This window comes from Streptomyces sp. NPDC057963, assembly GCF_042887155.1.
GTDB lineage: Bacteria > Actinomycetota > Actinomycetes > Streptomycetales > Streptomycetaceae > Streptomyces.
This window is the reverse complement of record NZ_JBHVPX010000021.1, coordinates 1-20,341: the sequence shown is the minus strand read 5'-3', so window position 1 is coordinate 20,341 and position 20,341 is coordinate 1. Positions and strand designations below refer to the sequence as shown.

16 protein-coding genes are annotated in these 20,341 nt (G+C 69.8%); 11 read left to right on the top strand and 5 right to left on the bottom strand.

The features are described 5' to 3' along the window. Positions 1-49 precede the first annotated feature (49 nt). Positions 50-2,020, top strand: a complete 1,971-nt coding sequence (locus ACFVT1_RS33075) for an ATP-dependent DNA helicase (protein ID WP_389802224.1) — start codon at positions 50-52, stop codon at positions 2,018-2,020. Positions 2,021-2,128: 108 nt separating this feature from the next. Here the strand turns inward: ACFVT1_RS33075 and lexA are convergent, their stop codons facing one another. Then, positions 2,129-2,923 (bottom strand): transcriptional repressor LexA, encoded by a 795-nt coding sequence (lexA, locus tag ACFVT1_RS33070; protein ID WP_362203431.1) that lies wholly within the window; start codon positions 2,921-2,923, stop codon positions 2,129-2,131. Positions 2,924-3,478: 555 nt separating this feature from the next. Between lexA and nrdR the strand changes: the two genes are divergently transcribed. From nrdR to ACFVT1_RS33055, 3 genes are all read left to right on the top strand, one after another. Continuing rightward, the gene (gene nrdR / locus ACFVT1_RS33065; protein WP_362203434.1) at positions 3,479-3,991 is read left to right on the top strand and encodes a transcriptional regulator NrdR; all 513 of its coding nucleotides are present in this window, start codon (positions 3,479-3,481) and stop codon (positions 3,989-3,991) included. Between the two features lie 159 nt (positions 3,992-4,150). Continuing rightward, positions 4,151-7,045 (top strand): vitamin B12-dependent ribonucleotide reductase, encoded by a 2,895-nt coding sequence (locus tag ACFVT1_RS33060; RefSeq protein ID WP_389802221.1) that lies wholly within the window; start codon positions 4,151-4,153, stop codon positions 7,043-7,045. Positions 7,046-7,655: 610 nt separating this feature from the next. After that, on the top strand, positions 7,656-8,354 hold the full coding sequence (locus tag ACFVT1_RS33055) for a hypothetical protein (protein ID WP_389802218.1): 699 nt from the start codon (positions 7,656-7,658) through the stop codon (positions 8,352-8,354). Between the two features lie 288 nt (positions 8,355-8,642). Here the strand turns inward: ACFVT1_RS33055 and ACFVT1_RS33050 are convergent, their stop codons facing one another. After that, positions 8,643-9,179 (bottom strand): TerD family protein, encoded by a 537-nt coding sequence (locus tag ACFVT1_RS33050; protein WP_389802215.1) that lies wholly within the window; start codon positions 9,177-9,179, stop codon positions 8,643-8,645. A gap of 128 nt (positions 9,180-9,307) precedes the next feature. Beyond that, positions 9,308-10,264 carry a DUF1152 domain-containing protein gene (locus ACFVT1_RS33045; RefSeq protein WP_389802345.1) on the bottom strand — a complete coding sequence of 319 codons (957 nt, stop codon included), beginning with the start codon at positions 10,262-10,264 and terminating at the stop codon, positions 9,308-9,310. Positions 10,265-10,353: 89 nt separating this feature from the next. On the opposite strand from ACFVT1_RS33045, the gene ACFVT1_RS33040 reads away from it, so the two are divergent. Then, entirely contained in the window at positions 10,354-10,959 is a 606-nt protein-coding gene (locus ACFVT1_RS33040; RefSeq protein WP_389802212.1) for a YdbC family protein, read from the top strand. Between the two features lie 58 nt (positions 10,960-11,017). Here the strand turns inward: ACFVT1_RS33040 and ACFVT1_RS33035 are convergent, their stop codons facing one another. Further along, positions 11,018-11,686, bottom strand: coding sequence for a TetR/AcrR family transcriptional regulator C-terminal ligand-binding domain-containing protein (locus ACFVT1_RS33035; RefSeq protein ID WP_389802209.1), 669 nt, complete (start codon positions 11,684-11,686; stop codon positions 11,018-11,020). Positions 11,687-11,854: 168 nt separating this feature from the next. Between ACFVT1_RS33035 and ACFVT1_RS33030 the strand changes: the two genes are divergently transcribed. The 6 genes from ACFVT1_RS33030 to ACFVT1_RS33005 all read left to right on the top strand — a co-directional run bounded on the left by ACFVT1_RS33030 (position 11,855) and on the right by ACFVT1_RS33005 (position 18,768). Further along, positions 11,855-13,465, top strand: coding sequence for an ABC-F family ATP-binding cassette domain-containing protein (locus ACFVT1_RS33030; protein WP_389802206.1), 1,611 nt, complete (start codon positions 11,855-11,857; stop codon positions 13,463-13,465). 39 nt (positions 13,466-13,504) lie between these two features. Beyond that, entirely contained in the window at positions 13,505-14,164 is a 660-nt protein-coding gene (locus tag ACFVT1_RS33025) for a histidine phosphatase family protein (RefSeq protein WP_389802203.1), read from the top strand. A 12-nt stretch (positions 14,165-14,176) separates the two neighbouring features. Next, positions 14,177-15,079, top strand: a complete 903-nt coding sequence (locus tag ACFVT1_RS33020; RefSeq protein WP_389802200.1) for an ADP-ribosylglycohydrolase family protein — start codon at positions 14,177-14,179, stop codon at positions 15,077-15,079. 230 nt (positions 15,080-15,309) lie between these two features. Continuing rightward, complete coding sequence (locus ACFVT1_RS33015; RefSeq protein ID WP_389802198.1) at positions 15,310-17,058, top strand: DUF4153 domain-containing protein; 1,749 nt, start codon at positions 15,310-15,312, stop codon at positions 17,056-17,058. Positions 17,059-17,376: 318 nt separating this feature from the next. Further along, on the top strand, positions 17,377-18,087 hold the full coding sequence (locus tag ACFVT1_RS33010; protein WP_389802195.1) for a ribonuclease HII: 711 nt from the start codon (positions 17,377-17,379) through the stop codon (positions 18,085-18,087). Positions 18,088-18,147: 60 nt separating this feature from the next. Then, on the top strand, positions 18,148-18,768 hold the full coding sequence (locus ACFVT1_RS33005) for a hypothetical protein (protein ID WP_389802192.1): 621 nt from the start codon (positions 18,148-18,150) through the stop codon (positions 18,766-18,768). Between the two features lie 67 nt (positions 18,769-18,835). Here the strand turns inward: ACFVT1_RS33005 and ACFVT1_RS33000 are convergent, their stop codons facing one another. After that, positions 18,836-19,474, bottom strand: coding sequence for a hypothetical protein (locus ACFVT1_RS33000; RefSeq protein WP_389802189.1), 639 nt, complete (start codon positions 19,472-19,474; stop codon positions 18,836-18,838). Between the last annotated feature and the right edge of the window lie 867 nt (positions 19,475-20,341).

The following is a 20,341-nucleotide window of genomic DNA, read 5'->3' as shown; positions in this document are numbered from 1 at the left end:
TCCGGGAGTGATCGCCGTTGTCAGTGGTGCCCCGTAGGGTGGTCGGGCTATGACGAAGCCATCCCTCCCCGAGCTCCTGCACGCCGCCGTGACCGCCGTCGGCGGTACGGAACGGCCCGGCCAGGCTGCCATGGCCGCGGCCGTTGCCGAGGCTGTCGACGACAACTCCCATCTGCTCGCCCAGGCCGGCACCGGCACCGGCAAGTCCCTCGGCTACCTGGTGCCCGCGCTGGCGCACGGGGAGCGTGTCGTGGTGGCCACGGCGACCCTGGCGCTGCAGCGCCAGCTCGTGGAGCGCGACCTCCCGCGTACGGTCGACGCCCTGCATCCGCTGCTCCGCAGGCGCCCCCAGTTCGCCATGCTCAAGGGCCGTTCGAACTACCTCTGCCTGCACCGGCTCCACGAAGGAGTGCCGCAGGACGAGGAGGAGGGGCTCTTCGACCAGTTCGAGGCCGCGGCCCCGTCGAGCAAGCTCGGGCAGGATCTGATCCGGCTGCGGGACTGGTCGGACGAGACCGAGAGCGGCGATCGCGACGACCTGACCCCGGGCGTCTCCGACCGTGCCTGGGCGCAGATCTCGGTCTCCTCCCGCGAATGCCTGGGTGCCAGCAAGTGCGCGTACGGGGCGGAGTGCTTCGCGGAGCTGGCCCGAGAGCGTGCCAAGCTCGCCGATGTCGTCGTCACCAATCACGCCCTCCTTGCCATCGACGCCATCGAGGGCGCTCCGGTGCTCCCGCAGCATGAGGTTCTGATCGTCGACGAGGCGCATGAGCTGGTCTCCCGGGTCACCGGGGTGGCGACCGGCGAGCTGACCCCAGGCCAGGTCAACCGTGCGGTGCGGCGAGCGGCCAAGCTGGTCAACGAGAAGGCCGCCGACGCCCTGATGACCGCGTCGGAGGGCTTCGAGCGGGTGATGGAGCTGGCGCTGCCCGGACGCCTGGAGGAAGTCCCCGAGGACCTCGGCTACGCGCTGCTGGCACTCCGGGACGCCGCGCGTACGGTGATCTCGGCCCTGGGCGCCACCCGCGACAAGTCCGTCCAGGACGAGGACGCCGTCCGCAAGCAGGCCCTGGCATCGGTGGAGACGATTCACGGCGTGGCCGAGCGCATCACCCAGGGTTCCGAGTACGACGTCGTCTGGTACGAGCGGCACGACCGGTTCGGCGCCTCCGTGCGGGTCGCGCCGCTCTCCGTCTCCGGGCTGCTGCGCGAGAAGCTCTTCGCCGAAAGGTCCGTCGTCCTCACCTCGGCCACGCTCAAGCTCGGCGGGGACTTCAACGGGGTGGGGGCGTCGCTCGGACTCGCTCCCGAAGGCACGGTGGGCGACGACATCCCGCAGTGGAAGGGGCTCGACGTAGGGTCGCCGTTCGACTACCCGAAGCAGGGCATCCTGTACGTCGCCAGGCATCTGGCCACGCCCGGTCGCGAGGGTTCCCGCACCGACATGCTGGATGAGCTCGCCGAACTGGTGGAAGCGGCGGGCGGGCGCACCCTCGGGCTTTTCTCGTCCATGCGGGCGGCCCAGGCCGCCGCCGAGGAACTGCGCGGCCGGCTCGACAAGCCGATCCTGTTGCAGGGCGAGGAGACGCTCGGAGAGCTGATCAAGAACTTCGCGGCCGATCCCGAGACCTGTCTCTTCGGCACTCTGTCGCTCTGGCAGGGCGTCGATGTGCCCGGGGCCAGCTGTCAGCTGGTGGTCATGGACCGGATCCCGTTCCCGCGTCCCGACGACCCGCTGATGAGTGCACGCCAGAAGGCGGTCGAGGAGGCCGGCGGCAACGGGTTCATGGCCGTTGCGGCGACGCATGCCGCGCTGCTGATGGCTCAGGGCGCCGGCCGACTGGTACGGGCCACCGGCGACAAGGGCGTCGTCGCGGTGCTCGACCCGCGGCTGGCCAACGCACGGTACGGCAGCTATCTGCGCGCCTCGCTGCCAGATTTCTGGTACACGACCGATCGCAACCAGGCGCGCCGCTCGCTCGCGGCCATCGATGCGGCGGCCAAGGCCAACGGCCAGTAGCCCGTCCGACCGGGCACGCTGTCTGTGGGGGCCTGCGGCGGACGTGACACGGAAGGACCCCGGGATCGGCGCAGTGGATCCCGGGGTCCGGTTGAAGCCGGCGAGTCTTCAGACCCGCCGCAATACCGCCACCACCTTGCCGAGAATCGTTGCCTCGTCGCCCGGGATCGGCTGGTACGCGGAATTGTGGGGAAGCAGCCACACATGACCGTCCTCCCGCTTGAAGCGCTTGACCGTGGCCTCGCCGTCCAGCATGGCTGCCACGATGTCGCCGTTCTCCGCGACGGGCTGGCGGCGTACGGTGACCCAGTCGCCGTCGCAGATCGCCGCCTCGATCATCGAATCACCGACGACCTTGAGGACGAACAGCTCTCCGTCACCGACCAACTGGCGGGGGAGCGGGAAGACGTCCTCGACCGATTCCTCGGCGAGGATCGGCCCGCCGGCTGCGATCCGGCCGACGAGCGGCACATACGACGCCGCGGGCTTCCCGGTCGTGTCCGTGGGCTGCGAGCTGGGCTGGTCCGAGCCACGGACCTCGTACGCCCGTGGGCGGTGGGGGTCGCGGCGGAGGAAGCCCTTGCGTTCCAGGGCCATCAGCTGGTGGGCGACGGAGGACGTGCTGGACAGACCCACCGCCTGACCGATCTCCCGCATCGAGGGCGGGTAGCCGCGCCGTTGCACGGAATCCCGGATCACCTCGATCACTCGCCGCTGCCGGTCGGTGAGCCCCGAGCTGTCCGCCCGGATTCCTGGAGGTCGGCCGGGCAGCGAGCGCGCTGGGCGCATGGGCTCGGGTCCCTCCGTGTTCGTGACTGAGTCATTCATGGCATGCACCGGCTCGAGTCGGCTCTGGGAGCGGTCCTGGGCAGTGATGGTGGCACTGTCTGCGGTGGTGGTCACGTCGGCCCCTCTCGAATGGTCTCCCTAGCTGGACAACGGTAGTAGCTTTCGAAAGGTTGCGCCAAACACACGTTCGAGTGAAAAACAAATAAAAGTCTGTCGTGTGTTCACTGCTGGGTGTATGCGCGACGCCGAGACGGCCGGGTTCCGCTCAGAGGCGGCAGGCCGGGCCCACCGGCAATTCGGTTCATTACGCTAGCGTCCGCGGGCGCGGCGCCGCCAGGTGGGGTCGCTTCGCGGCCCGCGCCCGGAACCCGGGGGCGGGGTTGTCGGGGTCCGGCAGGCGGGCCCCGCAGTCCCGGCAGCGGTGCGGTTCCCGTAACCTCGTGCTCGGCCGCACGCCGCCCGCAGGCCGCCCTCGGCGCGCGACACGCGCTAGGGCCGAATGCGCGACCAAACCCAAGATCTAGTGGTTGGATTGCTCCAGCCGCCCAGAAGTTGTGGTCCCTGGTCCGTCGGGGGTGCGGCCATCGCCTATGCTTGAGACTGCTTCGAGGGGCCCTGCCGGGCCCTGGAGAGGCTATTCAGTCGTGCTGTGAAGGAGGGTTGGGAGCCATGCACTGCCCCTTCTGCAGGCACCCCGACAGCCGGGTCGTCGACAGTCGCACCACCGATGACGGCACGTCGATCCGCCGTCGCCGCCAGTGCCCCGACTGCTCCCGCCGTTTCACGACGGTGGAGACCTGCTCGCTGATGGTGGTCAAGCGCAGCGGTGTGACCGAACCCTTCAGCCGTACCAAGGTCATCTCCGGCGTGCGCAAGGCATGCCAGGGGCGACCGGTCACCGAGGACGCCCTCGCCAAACTCGGCCAGCGGGTCGAGGAGGCGGTGCGTGCCACCGGCAGCGCCGAGCTGACCACCCATGACGTGGGCCTGGCCATCCTCGGCCCCCTGCAGGAACTCGACCTCGTCGCGTACCTGCGATTCGCGTCCGTGTACCGGGCGTTCGACACACTTGAGGACTTCGAGGCCGCCATCGCGGAGCTCCGTGAGAAGCGGCCTCCCGTGGAGGAGCGCGGGACCGGCGAGACCCTTGAGGTCCCCGTTCCCGCCGTCGCCGCCGACTGAGCGACACCGGCCGATCGGTACAGGTCCGTGGATCGGCGGCTGGCGGCTGTATAGACCTGCTCCGGGTGCTGTGCGCGGCATCCGAAGTATCAGAGACAGACTGTGCCCCGGGAAGTTCTGGGCACTTCAGGGCGTTTTTGCCCACATATGGGAGGCGGCATGACAGAGACGGCGAGCGGCCCGGCACGAGGTTCCCGAGCCAAGGGACCGAAGTCGAGCAAGGGTCTGCGTATCGAGCGCATCCACACCACCCCTGGCGTGCATCCGTACGACGAGGTGACGTGGGAGCGCCGTGACGTCGTCATGACCAACTGGCGCGACGGTTCGATCAACTTCGAACAGCGTGGCGTCGAGTTCCCCGAGTTCTGGTCGGTGAACGCGGTCAACATCGTCACCAGCAAGTACTTCCGCGGGGCCGTCGGCACCCCGCAGCGCGAGACCGGTCTGCGACAGCTCATCGACCGGATCGTGAAGACGTACCGCAAGGCCGGCGAGGACAACGGCTACTTCGCCTCTCCCGCGGACGCCGAGATCTTCGAGCACGAGCTGGCGTATGCCCTCCTGCACCAGATCTTCAGCTTCAACTCGCCGGTCTGGTTCAACGTCGGCACGCCTCAGCCGCAGCAGGTCTCCGCCTGCTTCATCCTGGCCGTCGACGACTCCATGGAGTCGATCCTCGACTGGTACAAGGAAGAGGGCATGATCTTCAAGGGCGGCTCCGGCGCCGGCCTGAACCTCTCCCGCATCCGCTCCTCCAAGGAGCTGCTGTCCTCCGGTGGCAACGCCTCCGGACCGGTCTCCTTCATGCGTGGCGCCGACGCCTCCGCCGGCACCATCAAGTCCGGTGGCGCCACCCGGCGTGCGGCCAAGATGGTCATCCTCGACGTCGACCACCCCGACATCGAGAACTTCATCGAGACCAAGGTGAAGGAGGAGGAGAAGATCCGCGCCCTGCGCGACGCGGGCTTCGACATGGACCTGGGCGGCGACGACATCACGTCCGTCCAGTACCAGAACGCCAACAACTCGGTCCGCGTGAACGACGAGTTCATGAAGGCCGTCGAGTCCGGCGGCAAGTTCGGGCTGCGGGCCCGCATGACCGGTGACGTCATCGAAGAGGTCGAGGCGAAGTCCCTCTTCCGCAAGATGGCCGAGGCGGCCTGGGCCTGCGCCGATCCGGGCATCCAGTACGACGACACGATCAACCAGTGGCACACCTGCCCGGAGTCCGGCCGGATCAACGGCTCGAACCCCTGCAGCGAGTACATGCACCTGGACAACACGTCGTGCAACCTGGCCTCGCTGAACCTGATGAAGTTCCTCAAGGACGACGGCAAGGGCAACCAGTCCTTCGCGTCCGAGCGCTTCGCCAAGGTCGTCGAGCTGGTCATCACCGCGATGGACATCTCCATCTGCTTCGCCGACTTCCCGACCCAGAAGATCGGCGAGAACACCCGCGCCTTCCGCCAGCTGGGCATCGGTTACGCCAACCTCGGCGCCCTGCTGATGGCGACCGGCCACGCGTACGACAGCGACGGCGGCCGCGCCCTCGCCGGTGCCATCACCTCGCTGATGACCGGTACCTCGTACCGGCGCTCCGCCGAGCTCGCCGCGGTCGTCGGCCCGTACGACGGCTACGCCCGCAACGCCGAGCCGCACCAGCGCGTCATGAAGCAGCACGCCGACGCCAACGCCGCCGCTGTCCACATGGACGACCTGGACAACCCGATCTGGGCCGCCGCGACGGAGGCCTGGCAGGACGTGCTCCGCCTCGGCGCGAAGAACGGTTTCCGCAACGCGCAGGCCTCGGTCATCGCGCCCACCGGCACCATCGGTCTCGCGATGTCCTGCGACACCACCGGCCTTGAGCCCGACCTCGCCCTGGTCAAGTTCAAGAAGCTGGTCGGCGGCGGCTCGATGCAGATCGTCAACGGCACCGTCCCGCAGGCCCTGCGCCGCCTGGGCTACCAGGAGGAGCAGATCGAGGCGATCGTCGCCCACATCGCCGAGCACGGCAATGTGATCGACGCCCCCGGTCTGAAGACCGAGCACTACGAGGTCTTCGACTGCGCGATGGGAGAGCGCTCCATCTCCGCGATGGGCCATGTGCGCATGATGGCCGCCATCCAGCCGTGGATCTCCGGCGCGCTCTCCAAGACGGTGAACCTGCCGGAGACGGCCACCGTCGAGGACGTCGAAGAGGTCTACTTCGAGGCGTGGAAGATGGGCGTCAAGGCGCTCGCGATCTACCGCGACAACTGCAAGGTCGGCCAGCCCCTCTCCGCGAAGACCAAGGAGAAGGAGAAGGCGGTGGTCACCGCCAAGGCCGAGGAGACCATCCGTACCGCGGTCGAGAAGGTCGTCGAGTACCGTCCGGTGCGCAAGCGCCTCCCCAAGGGCCGTCCCGGCATCACCACCTCGTTCACGGTGGGCGGTGCCGAGGGCTACATGACCGCCAATTCCTACCCGGACGACGGTCTCGGCGAGGTCTTCCTGAAGATGTCCAAGCAGGGCTCCACCCTCGCGGGCATGATGGACGCCTTCTCCATCGCCGTCTCGGTCGGTCTGCAGTACGGAGTCCCACTGGAGACGTACGTCTCGAAGTTCACCAACATGCGCTTCGAGCCGGCCGGCATGACGGACGACCCGGACGTGCGGATGGCGCAGTCGATCGTCGACTACATCTTCCGCCGCCTCGCGCTGGACTTCCTGCCCTTCGAGACCCGCTCGGCACTCGGCATCCACTCGGCCGAGGAGCGTCAGCGTCACCTCGACACCGGTTCGTACGAGCCCTCCCTGGAGGACGACGAGCTGGACGTCGAGGGTCTGGCCCAGTCCGCCCCGGTGCGGACGGAGCCGCTGAAGGCGGTGGCCCCGGTGCGGGAGGCCGAGAAGCCGGAGCCGAGGACGGCGCACACCTCGGCGGAGCTCGTCGAGATGCAGCTGGGCATCAGCGCGGACGCGCCGCTCTGCTTCTCCTGCGGGACGAAGATGCAGCGCGCCGGGTCCTGCTACATCTGCGAGGGCTGCGGCTCGACCAGCGGTTGCAGCTGATACCGGGCGGAACCGCGTCGGATGCAACATCCGACGCGGTTCACGCAGGTGGCTGACCAGCAGCTCACGAAGGGGACCGGCGGGAGGCCGGTCCCCTTCGTCGTGCCTGTGACCTGGGTGGCGTAACTGCTCCGACGGGCCCACCTAAACCTGCTCCACCTGCGGAAAAGTCTGGCCCTGCCACCGCGGGGCGGACGGCGCGATGACCTGCCGGACCTGCCGCCCAGGGCTGACCCGGGAGTGCTGCCGCTGCGGACGGAACCGCCGCGTCCACACCCGCCGGCCGATCGGCCCGGTCTGCACCTCTCAGACCGGCCTCAGCTCGAAACTCCTGCTCCACGGCATCGACACCCGGCCTGCCCGGAACGCGACCCTGGTCGGGCTCGCCGGTAACCTGCCCGCACCGTTCCTTGCCGGCATCCTCGGCCTCCACCCCAACACCGCCGTCCTCTGGTCAGGGTTGGCCGAGACCTCCTGGGCCGACTTCCTCGCCGCCCGAGCCCACGGGATGCGGAGGCATTCGGGCAAGGAACCCCAGGACGGAGGCGCCCGTCTCCTTCCAAGCAGAAACACGCGGGACAACCGCCACTGATTTCGAGACCATCAGCCAATGACCACAGAACCGCATCTGCTGTCCCTCCGCATCGTCGTGCCACCGCTGGGAGGCCGACACGGCTCCGTGGAATGCCGACCGGTCATCAACGGACGAGACGTCCTGGCCGAAGTGTTCGATGAGGGCCCGGCGGATGACCCTCGGTATCTCCTGGGGCCGGATGCGCCGCTTCACGCGACAGATACCCCCCGCGAGGTTCGGCTTGCCACGGCCGAGTGCACGGAAGGATGCTGCGGCGCTGTCTACGTGACCATCAGGCGCGAGGGGCAACACGTGATCTGGAGCGGCTGGCGCAACCCGGACAAGGACGACGTCGATCTCCCAGAGTTTCGATTCGACCTCGATCAGTACGACGTGGAGGTCCACCGGGCCTCGACGGACTACAGCTGGGAGTGGCCGGCCCGAACAGTCGCCAGGCTTCTGGAGGAAAGGCTCCGGGAGCGTGCCGACTCGCTGGCGACCTGGGAATGCGAACTGGGAGCCGTCTCCGCTTGGCACTGGGAACCTGACCGGATCAACGTCTTCCTGTTCCATCCCGACCGTTCCGCGATCAGGGAAAACCGTCCCTGGCTTCAGTTCAGAATGACCCTTCCGATCTCCGGAGACGACCCGGGTGAGCAAGCAGAGCGCCTTGAGGCGCGTCTCGCGGCCGAAGACCCCCGCGAGGTCGCCGAGAATTGCGGCGGCTCGAAGTAGTTTGCTGATCAGCTCGGCTATCCCTGGCCAGGCCCCCGACGGCGCGCATGAAGCGCGGTCGAGGCGAGGAATACGCCACGCCAGGAACAAGCGATCTCCACCAGTACCGCCACCGCGCGCCGTCGCGGGGGACACACCGTCCGACGCGGCGCGCGTGCCGACGTAGCCCGTTGATCAGCTGATCGCACGAAGGGGACCGGCCGAGGGTCGGTCCCCTTCGTGCGAGCCGCGGGCGCGGCTGCCGGGAGCGCTCGGCCGACCGCCGTGCGGAGCGTGTCCCGAGGCGCGTCACGCTCCCGGCGGGCGGCTTCCCATCATTCCGGCGAACGAATCGGGGTCGCCGTCGAAGCCCCGGACCGCACCGTGGAACTCCCAGACACCGGAGGCACCGCGGACGAACTCGCCGACGGTCGCGGCGGTGGCGGCGCCGACCGAGGAGAAGTCGTCCTCCGCCAGATTCGTGTAGCCCTCCCGGACCTGTACGCCGGTGTTCGGTACGTCGGCGAACGTCTTGCGGCCGTCGCGCTGCTGAATGGCGACGCCGACGACGACCCGGGTGTACGTGGTCGACAACCGGTCCAGTTCCAGTGTCATCACTTCGTCGAACCCGAAGCCCTGGCCGGTCCTGCTGTCGCGGTTGAGCGTGATGGTGCCGTCCGGGGAGCGGCTGTCGAAGTGCACGAGATACGCAGGACTGCCGTACGGCGCGTCCGCGAAGTAGGTCCCCGCGATGATGTCGAGGTCGTGGGCCGGGGCGCCGGCAGGACTGGGGTCCCATTTGAGCCTGACTTCGACCTTCTCGATGTCCTTGTTGGGCGTGCTCATCGGACTTCCCTCCTTGGTTCGCCGCTGACCGTCGGCCGTTCATACCACCCGATCATGTCTGCAACCGGCCGCGGATCCAACCGGCTCGGCCGTCGGCGACGGAATCGGGCCACTGCCGGTCTGCCGGTTCAGTGCGGAATGCGGCGTGGCGGTCGCTGTCGGACCTCTTCCCGGAATGCCTCGATGGCGCTGCTGACCTGACGCATGAGGTGGGTGTGTTCGATGCGGTCGAGATAGAGGCAGTTGCGGGCCACTCCGTCCAGTTCGAAGGCGAAACAGAGCGTCATCAGAGGATTGATGAACAGTTCGCCGCCACGGGTGCGCGAGGTGAACTGCACGTCCCCGAAGGCTCCTTGAACGGCTGCGGCAATCGACCCGTTGACGATGCTGGGACGGTCGGGGGTGTGGTGCTGCGCGTGTGCCACCGCGTCGACGAAGAGGGCGCCTTCGCGTGTCGTACGGGACACGGAGAACGCGCCGAGGCAGGAACCGTCTCGTTCGAGAGCGGCGATGTTCTCCAGCACGAGGCCGTGACTCACCCCGTGATACGCGTCGATGCCGAAGCCGATGGACACGACCAGGCGTTCCGGTACGTCGATGGCGGCGAGCGCCGCGACGCTGGTCAGGTCCTCCTCCGGTGTGCCGAGCCCGGACTCGTCGCCACGCATCAGGATGTCCGTACCGCCGTCGACCAGGACGACCGTGTCGATGTCGTACGTCTCGATCAACGCCCGGTAGGCGGCCCGCAGCGGTTGCACGCCCACGCGGGAGAAGGCGTGCACGGTGCTCGGGTATCCGTGCAGGGCGAGCCACTGGGCGAGGGTGCGTTCCGGGAAGTAGGCGTGGTGGAGAGCCGTTTCGGGGGTGATGGCGGCGACGTCCGGCGCGAGCCAGGCGTCGAGGGGCAGGCCTTCGAGGGCGCTGAACGACAGATTGGCGAGTTGGACGTGCTTGCCCCGGTGGAGCAGGGAGAGCGCGATGGGGAGTCCCGCATAGATGTCGAAGCCGCCGCCGGCTCCGGCGATGAGGACGCGTTCCGCGGATTCGAGCCGGGAGAACAGAGGGTTGGTGTGCAGCGAGGGCATGGTGGTCATTCTGCGGTTCACCACCATCGGACCGGGTGTACTCCATCAGAGGGTGACCCGTGCCACGTTCGGCACCGTACGATGGCGCGGTGCTGGTCAAGTGGATTCGTTGCACCGTAGTGGACCGTCGAGGTTTTGAGCGGGGACAGCGAGAGTGGGCGGGGCTGCTGGGTGAGCCGGGGTTCAGGGGACAGGGCGGCGGGTGGAGCCGAGGGCGTCCGGAAGTGGCGCATGTCTTCGCCTTCTGGGAGAACCGCGTCTTCTACGACTCGTTCATGGCGCGTGCCCACGAGCGGCTGGCCACGGCGCAGTCCGGTACGTACAGCAATATGCAGGTCAAGCTGTTCGAGTACCGGTTCGATGTGAAGACCGGCTTCGAGCCGCGTTTCACCGACGCGGATGTCGTCAGGGTGGCGCACAGCAAGGTGCACGAGGACCGGGTCGAGCATTTCGCGTTGATGCAGGAGAGGGTGTGGAACCCGGCGATGGCCGGATCGCCGGGCATGCTGCGGGGGGTGTTCGGGGAAGCGCCGGGGCACGAGTTCCTCGTGCTGTCCATGTGGCAGTCGAGCGCCGAACGCGGCAAGTACCGGGCGGGCAGCATCGAACGGCTGACGCAACGGGCGCAGACGGAGGACGATGTGGCGGCGGTGACGGGAGACGTCGTGCAGCTCGAGCCGTCGTGGACCGTGTGACCGGTCGGGTGGCCGGGTGGCCTCCGGGGCGGGTGGGGCGGTTCGGCCGAGTCGCTGATCAGGCGGGTCCGGCCGGGGTGGGCGGGGTGTGGAAGACGCCCGCTCGGGCCGCTGCCAGCGCCGCGTCCGCGGCCTGGTCGGCCACCGTGCCGTCGATGGGCTCGCGGGTGATGAACAGCCTGAAGAACAAGGGTGAGGTCACTGCCCTGACCAGTGCCCCCGCGTCCGTGTGCCGGTCGATCTCGTCGCGCGCGACGGCGCGCGCGACGATCGCCTCGCAACGGGCGAACCGCTCCGTGTAGAAGGCGCTCAGCGCCTCGGCGGCGCGCGGGGCCTGGAAGGCCGCGGCGATGAACGCGGTCGGCGCGGCCGCCGTGGCGGGGTCGGTGAAGGCGTCGGCCGTCGTGTGCGCCAGGGCGCGCAGATCTCCTGCCAGGGTTCCGGTGTCGGGCGGTGTCCAGCTGTCCTCGCCGGCCAGGTCCAGGGCGTCGACGACCAGCCCTTCGAGGTTTCCCCAGCGGCGGTAGAGCGTCGTTTTGTGGATGCCGGAGTGTTCCGCGACATATTCGACGGAGAGGCCCGGGTAGCCGTGCTCGACGAGGCCGGTGAGGACGGCATCCCGGACCGCCGCGCGGGTACGGGCGGTACGGCCTCCGGGGCGGCGGGTACCAGGGGGGAGCGGAGCTGCCGGGACGGTGGTCTCCGGGGCGGCTTTTCGTCCGGTCAATTGCTACTCCTGTTGCGTTAGTGGGTTCCAGTGTGCCACACTCGCCTTAATGCGACATCGATTGCGTTTATGTGGCCGCCGGGCGGATCGAGACTGTCTCGCCCCGGGGTTTCCCGGCGGTCGCTGTTGTTTCCGCCGCCTGTTCGCCGACCGAGTCCGGAGGTGCCCGTGCCCACGCAGATCGCACTGCACGACGTGACCGTGACCCGCGGCGAAAGGCTGCTGCTCGACGACGTCTCACTGACCGTGCGCCCAGGTGAGCGGATCGGCATCGTGGGGGAGAACGGTGCGGGGAAGACGACTCTGCTCCGCCTGCTCGCCGGCCTCGAACAACCGGATTCCGGTGAGACGTTCACGGCGGCCGACGGCGGCACGGGGCTGCTGGCCCAGACCCCCGGACTGCCGCCGGACAGCACGGTCCGGGACGCCATCGACGACGCCCTCGCGGAACTGCGCACCATGGAGCGGAGATTGCGTGCGGCCGAAGCGGAGCTCGGCACGGCCGACGCCGCGTCGCTCGCCGCCTACGGAGACCTGCTCACGGCGTTCGAACTGCGCGGGGGGTACGAGGCGGACGCGCGCGTCGACAAGGCGATGCACGGCCTCGGCCTGGCGCGCATCGGACCGGCCAGGCAGCTCGGCAGCCTCTCCGGCGGCGAGCAGGCGCGGCTCGGCATCGCCTGTCTGATCGCGGCGTCCCCCGAGGTGATGCTGCTCGACGAGCCCACCAATCACCTGGACGGAGCCGCCCTCGACTGGCTTGAGGGCACCCTGCTGTCCCATCCGGGCACGGTGATCGCCGTCTCTCACGACCGGATCTTCCTGGAGCGCGTGACCACAGCGGTGCTGGAGGTCGACTCGGACCGCCGGACGGTCGTGCGCTACGGCGGTGGGTACGAGGGATTCCGGACCGAGCAGACCGCCGCACGGCAACGCTGGGAGCAGTCCTATGCGCAATGGTGCGCGGAGACGGCGGAACTGGAGGAGTACGCAGCGACCACCGCTCACGGCGTCGCGGCCGGCCGCGCCATCAAGGACAACAACAAGATGGCGTACGACCGGGCCGCGGGCCGGGTCCAGGCCTCGGTCTCCGGACGGATCCGCATGGCCCGCAAGCGCCTGGAGCGGCTGAGGCAGGAGCCCGTCCCCAGGCCTCCGGACCCGCTGCGCTTCACCGCTCGGCCCACTGCCGGTGCGGCCGGAGGAGAGCTGGTGTCCCTGACGGGCCTACGGGTCGGTGATCGGCTCGCGGTCGACCGGCTCTCCGTGGCGGCGGGCGACAGACTGCTGATCCACGGCGGCAACGGAGCGGGGAAGTCCACTCTGCTCCGTGTCATGGCGGGGGTGGTCGAACCGGACGCCGGCCGGGTGGTCCGGCGGGGCGGAATCGGCTACCTCGCCCAGGAGATACCGACGCACCGACCCGCGGAGCGTGTGCTCGCGACATTCGGCCGAGGGCTGCCGCTCACCGACGACGAGCAGGCGGAACTGCTGCTCTCGTACGGACTGTTCCGGTCCCGGGACCTCCAGGTTCCGGTCGGATCCCTGTCCGCGGGGCAGCGCAGACGGCTCGCCCTCGCCCGTCTGCTGGCCAGGCCCGCGGATCTGCTGCTGCTCGACGAACCCGCGAACCACCTGGCCCTCGGACTCGTGCAGGAGCTGGAAGAAGCGCTGATCCAGTGGCAGGGCGCGCTGGTCGTGGTCTCCCACGACCGGTCGCTGCGCCGCCGCTTCACGGGCGACATCCGTCGGATGGAGTCCGGGCGACTGCTCGAATGAGCCGCAGCCCGTCCACGGGACAGCCCTTAGGGTCGGTACATGGCACGACCGCAACGCATCGTCCTCGTCCGGCACGGGGAGTCCGAGGGCAACACCGATGACACGGTGTACGAGCGTGAGCCCGACCACGCACTGAGACTCACCGCGACAGGGCTGCGGCAGGCCAGGGAGGCGGGTGTGCGGCTGCGCGAGCTGTTCGACGGCGAGCGGGTCAGCGTCTACGTCTCGCCCTACCGCCGCACGCACGAGACGTTCCGCTCCTTCGGGCTGGACCTTGAGTGCGTGCGGGTGAGGGAGGAGCCGCGGCTGCGGGAGCAGGACTGGGGGAACTGGCAGGACCGGGACGACGTGAGGCTGCAGAAGGCGTACCGGGACGCCTACGGACACTTCTTCTACCGCTTCGCACAGGGAGAGTCCGGGGCCGATGTGTACGACAGGGTCGGAGCCTTCCTGGAGAGTCTGTACCGGAGCTTCGAAGCCCCCGACCATCCACCGAATGTTCTGCTGGTCACGCACGGACTGACCATGCGTTTGTTCTGCATGCGCTGGTTTCACTGGTCGGTGGCCGAGTTCGAATCGCTGTCCAATCCGGGCAACGGGGAGACCCGGACGCTGATACTCGGAGAGGACGGGCGCTACACCCTGGACCGGCCCTTCGAGCGCTGGCGCACCCCCGAGCCGTACGGCATCACCGGATAGAGTGGAAGGGCGATGACAACCGCTGACTCTGCTTCCGACCAACGTTTCGCACGTGCCCTGGCCAGCCTCCGCGGACTGGCTGTGGGGGACGCACTGGGCTCCCAGTTCTTTGTGCCTGCCAACTATCCGTTGCTGAAGCGCCGCGGACTTCCGTCCGGCCCCTGGCAGTGGACGGACGACACCGAGATGGCCTCGTCGGTGCTGGCCGTGCTGGCACGACACGAGCGAATCGACCAGGACGCGCTCGCTCGTTCCTTCGCCGACCACCATGACTTCGACCGCGGATACGGCCCTGCCGTGAACCGGCTGCTCAGACTCGTGCGGGAAGGCGGCGACTGGCGGGAGCTGGCGTCCGCGCTGTTCAACGGGCAGGGCTCCTGGGGCAACGGCTCGGCGATGCGTATCGCGCCGCTCGGCGCCTGGTACGCGGACGACCCGGAGCAGGCCACGCACCAGGCCGAGATCTCCTCGTATCCCACGCATCAGCATCGCGAGGCGGTCGTGGGCGCGATGGCGGTCGCGGCCGCCGCCTCACTGGCGGCGTCGCCCGCGGGGCCACCCACCCCGGCAGAGCTTCTCGACGGTGTGATCGCGCTCGTACCGCGCAGCGCGGTCGGCGCCGGGCTGCGACGGGCTCGCGACATGCTCGACTACGGCGATGCCGGGACGGTTGCCGCGGTCCTCGGCAACGGCCGGCGCACCAGCGCACATGACACCGTTCCGTTCGCCCTCTGGTCGGCGGCGCGAAGCCTCGGCGATTTCGAGCAGGCCTTCTGGACCACGGCCCAAGCAGGCGGCGATGTCGACACGACCTGTGCGATCGTCGGCGGGATCGTAGCGGGGGACAGGTCGGGCGCACCGCCCGCGGACTGGTCGGCGCAGACGGAAGAACTGCCGGACTGGCTCCCGCGGTAGGGCGAGGGCGACGACGGCCGCCGACAATGCGACGCGTCGCTCGGACCGCGCGACTGTCACGGTACTGCCACAGCCCTTCCTCGCGCGGCGGGCCGGCGCAAGGGGGAGCTACTCTTTCGGCCACGCCGCCCTCGGTGATCATCCTGACGGGCGCGCACCGAATTGAGACGCCGGGGTGCCCCCGTGCTGCTGGCGGCGGTGCATGAGGACCCCGGTGGGGGAGGGGTCCCATGTCCGATCACACGTCAGCAGCACCTCGGCCGGAGGATGTCCCCGAGCGGGCCGAAGGATCCGAGGAGGCCGAGCCGTCGGGACGGGCCGGGACATCCGGGCAGGCGGTGTTGTCGAAGGCGCCGGAGACCGGCGCAACCGCCGGGCCGCCGAAGGTCCCGGCCTCCGCGCGACAGGGCGGACCACCCCGTCCGCCCAACCCCTGGCAGCAAGCCGGCCCCCGGGCGTCGGCGGTCTCGCGACTGCGCCCTGCCAAGCCCGCCGCCATCCGGAGCGCGACGCTCTGTTCCGTCCTGGCCACCGCGATACTGAGCTCCCTGCTGCTGGGCGACGGCCTCGGCCTGAACCTGCTGATCGTCGCGGTTCCCGCAGCCCTCGGGGCCCACTTCGCCGCACAGGCGGCCGGCCGCCGCCTCCGTCCGTGGACAGCCGTCTGGGCGGTCGGCGGCCTGGCGCTCCTCGCCGTTCCCGCGCTTCGGGACGCCGGATGGCCCACCTTCCTGGCCGTCGTGTCGGCTGTCGCACTGGGCTCACTCGCCCTGCACGGCAGTCGCAGCTGGCTCGGAGTGTTCCTCGGCTCATGGGGCCTCTTCAGTTCCGTCGCCGACGGTCTGGCGTGGGGCGGGCGAGGCGTGCGCGAACGGATGGAAGGTTCTCGGGACCGGTTGGGCGTCGTGTTCCGTACCACCGCGGTGGCGGTCGTCCTGCTCATCGTGTTCGGCGCACTGTTCGCAAGCGCCGACGCCGCCTTCGCCGATGTGCTCTGCGCCCTGACCCCCGACGTGTCCGTGGGCGACAGCCCCTGGCGCCTGCTCCTCTTCGTGATCGGCCTGGTCGGTGCGCTCGCCGCCGCGTACAGCGCGGCCGCACCGGTGCGGTGGGACGGCATCACCGTCCGTCCGGGAAAGGCGCGAGGACGGCTGGAATGGGCCCTCCCGCTCATCATGCTGAACCTGCTGTTCGCCGTCTTCATCGCCGTCCAGCTCACGGTGCTGCTCGGCGGATACGACAAGGTGATGGCCGAGACCGATCTCAGCTACGCCCAGTACGCCCGGCAGGGCTTCTGGCAGCTTCTCTGGGCCACGCTCCTCACGCTGCTGGTGATCGCGATCGCCCTGCGCCGGGCTCCTCGCGGAGGTCCGCGCGACCGCACTCTCGTGCGGGCTGTGCTCGGCACACTGTGCCTGCTCACCCTCATAGTCGTGGCGTCCGCGCTGAGGCGCATGGACCTGTACGTCGACGCGTACGGTCTGACACGACTGCGCATATCCGTGGCCGCGGTGGAACTCTGGCTCGGCGTGGTGCTCGTCCTGATCACGGCGGCCGGGGCGTTCGGCGCCCGCCTGCTGCCACGCGCCGTCGCCGCGAGCGCGGCCGTCGCCGTGCTCGCGTTCGGACTGATCTCGCCCGACGGGCTGATCGCGGAGCAGAACGTTCAGCGGTACCGCGCCGACCGCTCGATCGACATCGGCTACCTCCGGGGCCTCTCGGCCGACGCCGTGCCGGCCCTGGACACGCTGCCCGAGCCGCTGCGCTCCTGCGCCCTCAAGGACATCGAACGGTCGCTGCGTACCTCGGACGCCCCCTGGTACGCCACCAGCTGGGGCCAGGCGCGGGCCCGGGACATCCTGAGCAGGCGGAGCGCGAACGACCCGGCACAGAGCTGCGACGCCGCGCGTACGAGCGGCGGAGGCGGCGACCGCGACGGTGACCGAGGCGAGCAGTACGACCCCTACGACCCGTACTGATCCCGGCCGGACCCACCCGAGGCACGGACCTCATCGCCGCTGTTCCGCACCGTGCTGCGTGCTTCACGAATGCGATGTCGGCATTGCTGAGCGCCTCCTGCCGCTGATCCTCGGTGGTGGATTCCCGGCGTCGGCGCGTCCGTTCGTGAACACCGCCTTCGTGCATACGGCCCGCCGTGCGCGTGTACCGCAGCAAACTGAGCGGCGCGAGCCACGGCCGTGCCGCAATCCGTTCTGCGGTGCGGCGTGCGGCCGGGCCGGCCGTCGGGCGCCCCGAGGTGTTGTCGGCGTACCCATCGGCGTAGGCTGGCAGGCGCCATGCCGTACGAACCACCCACGCACACCGTCGAGCGCTCACTGCGCGCGACCACTGGTGCCAAGACCGTCGCCGGTGTCGACGAAGTCGGACGCGGAGCGTGGGCGGGACCGGTCACCGTGTGCGCGGCCGTCACCGGCCTTCGCAGACCTCCCGCCGGACTCACCGACTCCAAGCTGATCAGCCCCAAGCGCCGCGCGGAGCTGGCTCCGTTGCTGGAGCACTGGGTCACCGCGTTCGGTCTCGGAGATGCTTCCGCGCAGGAGATCGACGACCTGGGCATGACGGCCGCACTGCGCCTTGCCGCCGTGCGCGCCCTCGAAGCCCTGCCGGTGCGACCCGACGCGGTGATACTCGACGGCAAACACGACTACCTGGGAGAGCCCTGGCAGGTCCGCACTGTGATCAAGGGCGACCAGTCCTGTATCGCGGTCGCGGCCGCCTCGGTGATCGCGAAGGTCCGACGGGACACGATGATGGCCGAACTGGGCGCGGACACCGGTGAGTACGCCGCCTTCGCCTTCGACGCCAACGCCGGCTACCCGTCGCCCGTACACAGGGCCGCGCTGGAGGAGTGGGGGCCCACGCCCCATCACCGCCTCTCCTGGTCCTACCTCGACGCGTTGCCCAGGTGGCAGCACCTCAAGAAGATCCGCATCTCCGCCGAGGCGGCTGCACTGGAAAGCGGGGGCCAACTCGGCTTCGACTTCTGATCGCGCACATGTACCCACCCGCTGATGCCCTGCGCATCGGCGTTTGATAGACAACCACTCATGCCTCTGATCCCCGAGGAGCCTCAGATTCACGAGAGCGCCCAGGGTCCCCGCGCCACTCCGGCCACAGGCCGCGCCGCGTCGACCCCCCGTCCCGTACCCGGTCCGCGTTCAGCGGCCACGCCGCGCCCGGGTCGCCCGGGACCCGGCCCCGCGAGGCCCGCGCCCCCGGCGCAGCGCCCGCACACCACCTCCGGCCAGCCGCAGGCGGCCCGGCCGGAGAATCGTTCCGCACCGCAGATCCAGCTGATCCCCGCCTCGGCCGCCGGCGCACTCGAGGCCGCCGACGAAGCAGTGGATCTGCTGCTCGACTCCGGACGCGCACCGGGCGACATCCTGGTGCTCACCACCGGTGAACAGCACCCGTGGGCCACGCACGAACTCACCTTCGGCGAGGCCGCCTACTGGGCGCAGTACGAAGCGGGCGACGACGTCTTCTTCGCCGGTGCCGGTGCCATGGACCGGCTCAAGCCCCGTCCCGTGGTGATCGTCGCGGTCAACGGCGACGGCGGTGACGCCATTGCCGACGCGCTGTCCGGTGCGCGTGACCGAGCCGGTGCCCTGCTGATCGTGTGCGGGGACCCGCAGCGGATCAACGCAGTGCTCGGCGCCGGCGTCTGATCCGCAGGCCGTACAGGATCGTGGTGACCCGGCTGCCCCACGGGGCGGCCGGGTCCGCGACCACGGGTCAGCGCGCCGCGGTGCGCCGCAGCGCACGAGCCGCACCGACGCCGGTACGCAAGGGGACCGGATCGGGCTCCAGCGACGCTTCGGCGAGAGCGGACGGCTGCGATGCGGAATGGGGCCGACGTCCGCCCCGGCCCTCACCCAGCACCTGCCAGCCGCCGCGGGTCAGCGTGATGTACGCACCGCACCGCAGGCCGTGCAATGTGCACGCGTCCCGCAGACCCCACATCCACGCCCCGTCCTCCTCCGTCCAACGCTCGTCGCCCTCACGGCAGTAGAGCAGTACCGCGGTACGGACAGGCGTGCGGCGGCGGAGGTCGTGCGGAATGACCCGGCGCAGATGCGCCAGCAGCGCGTTGCGGAATTCCCAGCCGTCCGCGGCCGTGGGGCGACGGGCGAACGAAGCGCTGGCCGCGAGGCGTTCCTCATGGTCGAGTACGGCGACGACAGCGGTTGCCGGTGCCGGCCGGTGCCGGGCGTGCAGGCCGCCGACAACCTCGCGCGGGTTGCGCAGCAACGGTATGCCCGCTTCTGCCCACTCGGCCGGTTCGAGCATCCTGGCAAGGCGGTTGGTGGAGTCGGCGGATGCCGAAGACGTCGACATCGAAGTGGCTGCGGACGGGGCGAATCCGGAGGTCACGGTCCTCCCTTCGCATACGCGCCCACGATGCGGGCAGGGTCGAGTGAGGGCGCACCGCGGCACAGCCCTTCCGGGCCGCGAAAGGACCGTGCGGGAGCGAGTCCAATTCTTCCTGGCGTATCCGCAGGCGGCAACGAGCAGTCGGCGCAGCCGACAGGAATCAGCTGGAATGACTCTGCTATCCCTGCCCACGCCGAGCCCGGCCGACGCCTCCTGCCACGCCTGAACGGCGAGGACCAGCGAAAACACCCCCTGAACCCCTTTCGGCACAGCAGCCGCACCGCCACGGCCGGTGTCCAGCCGGGTTGCGGCATCGGGCAGTTGAAGGACGTCGGGGCCGAGGCTCTCCCGGTCCGGCGGGCCACGCGGGACGAGCGCACCGGTACCCGCGCCGGCGCCCGGCTGCGCCGCCGTATCCGCGATCACCGGTGCGTTCACGGCGGCGGCGGTCGTCGGCACGGATACGCCGGCGGGCGGATCGGCCGGCAGGGTCCGCAGGCGCCGTTGGTCGGAGTGGAAGTCATGGCCCCGGTCGGACATGCGGTGCGCTTCGTCGGCCATGAGGAGCCCGGCCGGGGACGCGGCGCCGCCTCGTCGACCGCGAGGAGCCCGCTCGGAGACGGAGTGCGCCTCGTCGACCACCAGCAGACCGGCCGGGGCGGCAAGCCGGGGCCGGCCCGGTCCCGGAGATCCGGATCGTTGAGCCGTTCGGGGCCACGGAACTGGGAGGGCAGTCGGATCCCGGGCGGGGCTGGCCCCCTGGACCTGCGGAAACGTATCGCTCGGGGTCGGGGGGGGGGGGGGGGGGGGAACCCCCACACCCCCCCCCCCCCCAAGCCCGGGGGGGTGTGGGTGGGGTTTAAAAAA

Bases quoted from the DNA above. Each gene is read 5' to 3' on its own strand.
- ACFVT1_RS33075 (WP_389802224.1), top strand. From the start codon at position 50: ATGACGAAGCCATCCCTCCCCGAGCTCCTGCACGCCGCCGTGACCGCC.
- nrdR (WP_362203434.1), top strand. From the start codon at position 3,479: ATGCACTGCCCCTTCTGCAGGCACCCCGACAGCCGGGTCGTCGACAGT.
- ACFVT1_RS33060 (WP_389802221.1), top strand. From the start codon at position 4,151: ATGACAGAGACGGCGAGCGGCCCGGCACGAGGTTCCCGAGCCAAGGGA.
- ACFVT1_RS33055 (WP_389802218.1), top strand. From the start codon at position 7,656: ATGACCACAGAACCGCATCTGCTGTCCCTCCGCATCGTCGTGCCACCG.
- ACFVT1_RS33050 (WP_389802215.1), bottom strand. From the start codon at position 9,179: ATGAGCACGCCCAACAAGGACATCGAGAAGGTCGAAGTCAGGCTCAAA.
- ACFVT1_RS33045 (WP_389802345.1), bottom strand. From the start codon at position 10,264: ATGCCCTCGCTGCACACCAACCCTCTGTTCTCCCGGCTCGAATCCGCG.
- ACFVT1_RS33025 (WP_389802203.1), top strand. From the start codon at position 13,505: ATGGCACGACCGCAACGCATCGTCCTCGTCCGGCACGGGGAGTCCGAG.
- ACFVT1_RS33020 (WP_389802200.1), top strand. From the start codon at position 14,177: ATGACAACCGCTGACTCTGCTTCCGACCAACGTTTCGCACGTGCCCTG.
- ACFVT1_RS33015 (WP_389802198.1), top strand. From the start codon at position 15,310: ATGTCCGATCACACGTCAGCAGCACCTCGGCCGGAGGATGTCCCCGAG.
- ACFVT1_RS33010 (WP_389802195.1), top strand. From the start codon at position 17,377: ATGCCGTACGAACCACCCACGCACACCGTCGAGCGCTCACTGCGCGCG.
- ACFVT1_RS33005 (WP_389802192.1), top strand. From the start codon at position 18,148: ATGCCTCTGATCCCCGAGGAGCCTCAGATTCACGAGAGCGCCCAGGGT.